The sequence below is a fragment of the Amycolatopsis mediterranei genome (assembly GCF_026017845.1).
Lineage (GTDB): Bacteria > Actinomycetota > Actinomycetes > Mycobacteriales > Pseudonocardiaceae > Amycolatopsis > Amycolatopsis mediterranei.
Genome location: NZ_CP100416.1, coordinates 6,948,866 through 6,955,891, shown reverse-complemented (window position 1 = coordinate 6,955,891; position 7,026 = coordinate 6,948,866). Strand labels below are relative to the sequence as shown.

Below are 7,026 nucleotides of genomic sequence, written 5' to 3'. Positions count from 1 at the left end.
CGGCGGCGTGGCGGGAGGGCGTGTGGGGGGGGGGGCGGGTTTTTGGCGAGGCCGGGGTCGGCCCGCTGTGGGCGCGCCCCCCCGGGGCGTGGAGCCCCCACCGGGGCCCCCACGACGGCGTCGAACGGCTCCTCCAGGCCCCGCAACAGGTCCAGCACGGCCGCGGCGGACAGGAAGCTGTCCAGCCAGCCTTCGGCCGACTCCGGGCCCCAGCGTGGCGTTTTGGCGAGGATCTCGGTGCCGGGGCTCGCGGCCGCGCGGGCCCCGGCTTCGATCTCCTTCGTCATCGCCTCGGTGGTGTTGCAGTTGGTGACGACGATCCTCATCGGTGTTTCCTGGAAACCGCGAAGTACAGGGCAGCCGACGACGCCGTGCCGATGAACCACGAGTACGGCGCGGCCGACGCGAAGTACGGCACCAGCGCGATGACCGCGGCCAGCGCGGCGGTCGGGAAGAACGTCACCAGCGCGCGCGGGTTCACCCGCGGGTAGGTCCCGCCGACGACGAACAGCTGGGCGACGTCGACCTTGCCGCGCCGGATCAGGTAGTAGTCGACGATCATGATCCCGAACAGCGGGCCGAGGAACGCGCCGAGCCCGCCGAGGAAGTAGTTGACCACCGCCGGCGAGGAGTACAGCTTCCACGGCAGCACGCACAGGGCGGCGACCGCGCTGATCATCCCGCCGACGGTGAAGCTGATCCGCTTCGGCCAGATGTTGGCCAGGTCGTAGGCGGGGGAGACGAAGTTGGCGACGATGTTGACGCCCATGGTGGCGATGGCGAACGTCAGCGCGCCGACGATGAGCACCGGTGTGTTGTGCACCTTGGACAGCAGCTCGGCCGGGTCGGTGATCGCCTCGCCGAACACCTGCATGCTGCCCGCGGTGACGACCACCGACAGCAGCGCGAACGCCGTCGAGTTGATGGGCAGGCCCCAGAAGTTGCCGCGCCGCACGGTCTTCTGGTCCGGGGCGAACCGGGAGAAGTCGCAGAAGTTGAGCATGAGGGTGCCGTAGGTGGCCAGGATGAGCCCGGCCGCGCCGAACCACTGCCGGATCTGCTCGCCGGTGGACAGCTGCTTCGGGCTGCTGGTGAAGGAGATGTTCCAGTGCCCCGCGGCGAGGATCCAGACGGCGAGGGCGATCATCACGACCCAGATCGCCGGGCCGCACCAGTCCTGGAACTTGCGCACCGACTCCATGCCGCGGGTCAGGATCAGCGCCTGGACCGCCCACAACGCGACGAAGCAGATCCAGCCGAGCGCGTGCAGGCCGAGGAAACCGTGTTCGGTCAGCGGTTTCAGGCCCGGGTCGATGGCGAGCACGAGCAGCGTGATGGCGACGCTCGCGAGGTAGGTCTGGATGCCGTACCAGAAGATCGCGATGACCGCCCGGATCAGCGCGGGCAGGTTGGCGCCGAACGTGCCGAAGCTGATCCGCGCCACGACCGGGAACGGCACGCCGGTGCGCTGGCCGATCCGGCCCATCAGGTTCATCCCGGCGTAGATGATGACGAACCCGAACAGCAGCGCGGTGAACACCTGCCACGCCGACAGCCCGAGCACGAACAGGCCGGCCGCGAAGGTGTAGTTGCCGAGGTTGTGCACGTCGGACATCCACAGCGCGAAGATGTCGTAGACCTTCCACCGGCGTTCTTGGGCCGGGGCGAGGTCTTCGTTCCAGAGGCGGGGGTCGGGCGGGGTGGTCGTCTCTTGCGACGGTTCGGTGAGCGGGGCGGCGGTCATGCGGGCCCTCCGGTCGACTGATGCTCTCGGGGGTTCCGGGTGGCGGAGCCCCCGGCCGGGGCGGAGCCCCGTTTGATGCAGTGCGGCGACGGCGATTTGGGATACCAAAATTTGGAATCCCAAATATCGCCCCGGCGTCCACGCGAGTCAACCCTCCGGCCGATAAACTCGTGTTACGGCCGGTTACGGCGGTGTTGAAGGAGGGCTGCGTGGACGAGCGGCAACCCCTCGCGGCCACGCGGCAGCGGGTGCGCGAGGAGCTGCGCGAACGGATCCTGACGGGCCGGCTCCGCCCGGGCGACCGGCTGGTCGAGCGCGAGCTGGCCGAGGACCTCGGCGTCTCCCGCGTCCCGGTCCGCGAAGCCATCCGTGCGCTCGAGGCCGAGGGGTTCCTCGTCGTCCAGTCGCCGCGCCGGGTGGTCGTCCGGCAGCTGGCGCAGGTCGACGTCGAGGAGCTGTTCGACGTCCGGGAGGCTCTCGAAGGCCTCGCCGCGGGGCTCGCCGCCGAGCGGGCGGGTGCCCCCGAGCTCAAGCGCCTCGACCGCGTCCTCGCCGACGCCGCCCGCGCGACGGCCCGCGGTGACGCGGCCCGGATCACCGTCCTCAACTCGCGCTTCCACGACGAGATCGTCGCCATCGCGGGCAACGCGCTGCTGACCACCATGCTGCAGCCGCTCGAAGGCCGGCTCCGCTGGCTCACGAGCCAGAACGAGCACTGGACCGAGCTGCTCGACGAACACCGGCGGCTGTACGAGGCGATCGCCTCGGGGGACGCCGAGCGGGCGAAGGCGTCCGCGGTCGAACACGTGCGCGTCAACCGCGAGGTCACGCTGAGGTCACTCTTTCCGCAGGTCACAGCTTGATGACGAAGGTCACGCTGCGTACCTGACGGCTCACCCGATAACATGATCGCGGGCGCTTCGCTCCTTGAGCGGAAGTGGCATATCCGACACGCCCCAGGAGCCCTGCCAACAGGCGCTTCCCAGCAGCTTCATGGGAAATTCACAGAATGGGTGGCAAGTCTGACAACGTGAACCACGCCGACGACGGTGCCGGATCGGCGGCACGATGACGACTGCCCAGGCCACGCTCGAGGCCCCCGCCCGCGCTGCGAGACCGGGCGGCAAAGCGCCCTACCTCCACCAGATCGACCTCTTCCGGTTGATCACGTTCGCCTGCGTCATCCTCATCCACGTGGTGGGCGCGACGAACTTCGCGCAGGACGTCGGGGCCAACGCCGTCGAGACGCCGCTGCACTTCACCCGCGAGGCCTTCTTCGCGCTCACCGGGTTCGTGCTGGTGTTCCAGAACCGCCGCCGCGAGATCACCGCGGGTGACTTCTGGCGACGGCGGCTGCCGCTGGTCGCCACGCCCTACCTCGCGTGGTCGATGTTCTTCTGGGCCTACGGCCTGGTGACCGGGGTGCAGCAGCCGGGCTCGCTCGAGGCGTCGATGCGCCTGCTGCTCAAGGACCTCGTCACCGGCGGCGCCTGGTACCACCTGTACTTCCTGCTCGTGACGATGCAGGTCTACCTGCTGTTCCCGGCGCTGATGAAGCTGCTGCGGGCGACCGAGGGCAAGCACAAGTGGCTGCTGCTCGGCAGCGGGCTGGTGCAGGTCGGCGTGACGCTGTTCATGACCTACCAGCCGCTCGGCGTGAGCTACGAGACGATCACCCACCTGTACGGCACGATCCTGCCGTACCAGTTCTACACGCTGTTCGGCGCCGTGGTGGCCATGCACTTCGAGACCGTGCACGCCTGGGCGGGGCGGCACCGGCTGCTGCTCGGCGGCACGCTCGTGGCGGTGCTCACGGGCACCGAGTGGTACTACCTGCGGACTGTCCACAGTGGAACTTTCCCGCAGGTGGCCAGCGACCCGTTCCAGCCGTACCTGATCCCCTGGTTCCTCACCGTCATCGCGGCGATCTACGCGCTGGCGACGAGATGGGCGGCGCGCCGCCGGGAGGGCAGCCGCGGGGCCAGGGTGGTGTCCTGGGCGGCGAACCGGTCGTTCAGCATCTTCCTGGTCCACCCGCTCGCGCTGGCCCTGCTCGGCCCGGCGATCCCGCACGTCGCGGAGCGCTTCGGCGCGCCGTGGCTCAGCGTGATCATCTACCTGGCGACGATCGTCCTCACGATCCTGATCGTGGAGGTCCTGCGGCGGCTGCCGGGCAGCCGGGCGCTGACGGGCCGGCCGCGGCTGCGTCCGGCGAAGGTTGCGGCTTAAGTCACCCGTGCGGGTGGCCCAGGTCATATCCGGCGTCTGGGGCATGTCACAACGCGCGGATCCGCAGCAGTGGGATATGCTGGCGGCCCGTGGGACTTCAGTCACGGGCAACCAAGTACGTTTTTGTCACCGGAGGCGTTGCCTCCTCTCTGGGTAAGGGACTCACGGCTTCCAGCCTGGGTCAGCTCCTTACCGCACGCGGGCTTCGCGTCACGATGCAGAAGCTCGACCCCTATCTCAACGTCGACCCCGGGACGATGAACCCGTTCCAGCACGGTGAGGTGTTCGTCACCGACGACGGCGCCGAGACCGACCTCGACATCGGGCACTACGAGCGGTTCCTCGACCGCGACCTCGACGGCAAGGCCAACGTCACCACCGGCCAGGTCTACTCCGAGGTGATCGCCAAGGAACGCCGCGGCGAGTACCTCGGCGACACCGTGCAGGTCATCCCGCACATCACCGACGAGATCAAGGCCCGGATCACCGCGGCGGCCGAGCCCGACGAGAACGGCCAGTCGCCGGACGTCGTCATCACCGAGGTCGGCGGCACGGTCGGCGACATCGAGTCCCTGCCGTTCCTGGAGGCCTGCCGCCAGGTCCGCCACGACGTCGGCCGTGACCACTGCTTCTTCCTGCACGTCTCGCTGGTGCCGTACCTGGCGCCGTCGGGCGAGCTCAAGACGAAGCCGACCCAGCACTCGGTCGCCGCGCTGCGCAACATCGGCATCCAGCCCGACGCGCTGGTCTGCCGGGCCGACCGGGAGATCCCCGAGGACCTCAAGCGCAAGATCGGCCTGATGTGCGACGTCGACACCGAGGCCGTCATCGCCTGCCCGGACGCGCGGTCCATCTACGACATCCCGAAGGTGCTGCACAGCGAGGCGCTCGACGCCTACGTCGTCCGCCGCCTCGGCCTGCCGTTCCGCGACGTCGACTGGACGGTGTGGGGCGACCTGCTCGACCGGGTGCACAACCCGAACGAGGTCGTGCGGATCGCCGTGGTCGGCAAGTACATCGACCTGCCGGACGCCTACCTGTCGGTCACCGAGGCGCTGCGTGCGGGCGGGTTCGCCCACCGCGCGAAGGTCGAGATCGTCTGGGTCGCCTCCGACGACGCGCAGACCGCGTCCGGCGCGGCCTCCGTGCTGTCCGATGTGGACGGTGTGCTGATCCCGGGCGGGTTCGGCATCCGCGGCATCGAGGGCAAGGTCGGCGCGATCGAGTACGCGCGCACCCGCGGCGTCCCGCTGCTCGGCCTGTGCCTGGGCCTGCAGTGCATGGTCATCGAGGCCGCGCGGCACCTGGCCGGCATCACCGACGCCGGGTCCTCGGAGTTCGACGAGAACACCACGCACCCGGTGATCTCGACCATGGCCGACCAGCGCGACGTCGTCGCGGGGGAGCGGGACATGGGCGGCACCATGCGCCTGGGCGCCTACCCGGCGAAGCTCAAGGCGGGTTCGCAGGTCGCGAAGGCCTACGGCACCACCGAGGTCTCCGAGCGCCACCGCCACCGCTACGAGGTGAACAACGCCTACCGCAAGCAGCTCTCGGAGGCGGGCCTGGTCTTCTCCGGCACGTCGCCGGACGATCGCCTGGTCGAGTTCGTCGAGCTGCCCGCCGAGGTGCACCCGTTCTTCGTCGGCACGCAGGCGCACCCCGAGCTCAAGAGCCGCCCGACCCGGCCGCACCCGCTGTTCAGCGCGTTCGTCAAGGCCGTGGTGGACCGCAAGGTCGCCGAGCGGCTGCCGGTCGAGCTGCCCGAAGCCCCGGTGGCGGCCCGGTGACCGCGCCGGGCGAGCACGAGTTCAGCGTCGCGTCCAGCCGGGACGTCCACATCGGACGCGTCGTCGGCCTGCGGATCGACGACGTCGTGATGCCGGACGGGGAGACCGCGGTCCGCGAGGTGATCGAGCACCTCGGCGCGGTGGCGATCGTCGCGCTGGACGAGGAGCAGCAGGTCACCCTCATCCACCAGTACCGGCACCCGATCGGGCACCGGCTGTGGGAGCTGCCCGCGGGCCTGATCGACCACCTCGGCGAGGACCCGGTCGGCACGGCCAAGCGCGAGCTGGTCGAAGAGGCCGGGCTGGCCGCGTCGGACTGGGTGACCCTGGTCGACGTCGCGGCGTCGCCGGGCTTCACCGACGAGGTGGTCCGGGTCTTCCTGGCCCGTGGACTGTCCGATGTGGACCGCGACGTGCTCGGCGAGGAGGAGGCGGACCTGGTCATCCGCAAGTTCCCGCTCGCCGAGGCGGTCCGGATGGCCCTGGCCGGCGAGCTGCTCAACGGCGCCACCGTCTCCGGCGTGCTGGCCACCCACGCGGTGCTCACCGGCGTGGCTCCGGCCCGCCCGGCGGACGCCCCGTGGGCGGACCGCCCGACGGCGTTCGCCAAGCGCAAGCAGGCCTGACCCCAGCGCCCCAATGTGGCCTTCGGTGCGTTCAACGCACCGAAGGCCACATTGGGTGCGTTCAACGCAACCAAGGCCACATTGGGGCGCTCGGGGCTAGGGGCGCAGCGGGCGGCCCTCGGCGTCCGAGCCGCCGTTGACCAGGAGCACGATGCCGTCGATGATCGGCCACAGCACCCCGACCCCGGTGCAGAACGTGGCGAAGAGCTGAGCCACGCCCAGCGCGGTCTGGCCGGTGTAGAACCGGCCGACGCCGAAGGGCAGCAGGATCTGCAGCACCCCGGCCACCGTCTTCGACCGGGGCGAGTACGGCATGGGCATCGACGGCGCGTACGGCACCGGGGCCGGTGGCGCGTACGGATCCGGCCCGTACATCGGCAGCTGCGTGGTGGGTTGCGCGTACACCGGCGCCGACATCGGCGGCGGCCCGAAGAACCCCGGGTGCGGCGGCGGCAGGTCGCGGAACAACGGCCGCAGGTCGCCCAGCGTCGTGGCCGCGTAGGCGTCGGTCACCCGGATCTCGTACTCGTCCGGGGTGATGCGGCCCATGCCGAAGTGGTCGGCGAGCAGCCTCGCCGCTTCCTCGCGCTCGGCCGTCCCGATGCGGAGCTCGTCGGACCCCATGAATCCAAGGTAA

The 7,026-nt window shown here is 70.2% G+C and carries 7 protein-coding genes; 4 read left to right on the top strand and 3 right to left on the bottom strand.

What is annotated here, in order from left to right:
* Both ISP_RS30850 and ISP_RS30845 read right to left on the bottom strand, forming a co-directional pair.
* The coding region (locus ISP_RS30850) for an aspartate/glutamate racemase family protein (RefSeq protein WP_265049872.1) at nt 1–326 on the bottom strand (326 nt) is incomplete at its 3' end.
* Nucleotides 323–1,744: an NCS1 family nucleobase:cation symporter-1 gene (locus ISP_RS30845; protein ID WP_013227811.1), complete on the bottom strand. Its 1,422-nt coding sequence runs from the start codon at nt 1,742–1,744 to the stop codon at nt 323–325. The genes ISP_RS30845 and ISP_RS30850, both read right to left, overlap by 4 nt.
* A gap of 209 nt (nt 1,745–1,953) precedes the next feature.
* Here ISP_RS30845 and ISP_RS30840 point away from each other — a divergent pair, with 209 nt between their 5' ends.
* The 4 genes from ISP_RS30840 to ISP_RS30825 all read left to right on the top strand — a co-directional run bounded on the left by ISP_RS30840 (nt 1,954) and on the right by ISP_RS30825 (nt 6,389).
* Nucleotides 1,954–2,607, top strand: a complete 654-nt coding sequence (locus ISP_RS30840; RefSeq protein ID WP_013227810.1) for a GntR family transcriptional regulator — start codon at nt 1,954–1,956, stop codon at nt 2,605–2,607.
* Nucleotides 2,608–2,812: 205 nt separating this feature from the next.
* Entirely contained in the window at nt 2,813–3,973 is a 1,161-nt protein-coding gene (locus ISP_RS30835; protein ID WP_013227809.1) for an acyltransferase, read from the top strand.
* Between the two features lie 89 nt (nt 3,974–4,062).
* Entirely contained in the window at nt 4,063–5,763 is a 1,701-nt protein-coding gene (locus tag ISP_RS30830; protein WP_063606961.1) for a CTP synthase, read from the top strand.
* Nucleotides 5,760–6,389 (top strand): NUDIX domain-containing protein, encoded by a 630-nt coding sequence (locus ISP_RS30825; RefSeq protein ID WP_013227807.1) that lies wholly within the window; start codon nt 5,760–5,762, stop codon nt 6,387–6,389. The genes ISP_RS30830 and ISP_RS30825 overlap by 4 nt, the downstream gene beginning before the upstream one ends.
* 96 nt (nt 6,390–6,485) lie before the next feature.
* Here ISP_RS30825 and ISP_RS30820 read toward each other — a convergent pair whose 3' ends face one another.
* Nucleotides 6,486–7,013, bottom strand: coding sequence for a DUF1707 domain-containing protein (locus tag ISP_RS30820; RefSeq protein ID WP_013227806.1), 528 nt, complete (start codon nt 7,011–7,013; stop codon nt 6,486–6,488).
* Nucleotides 7,014–7,026: the final 13 nt, after the last annotated feature.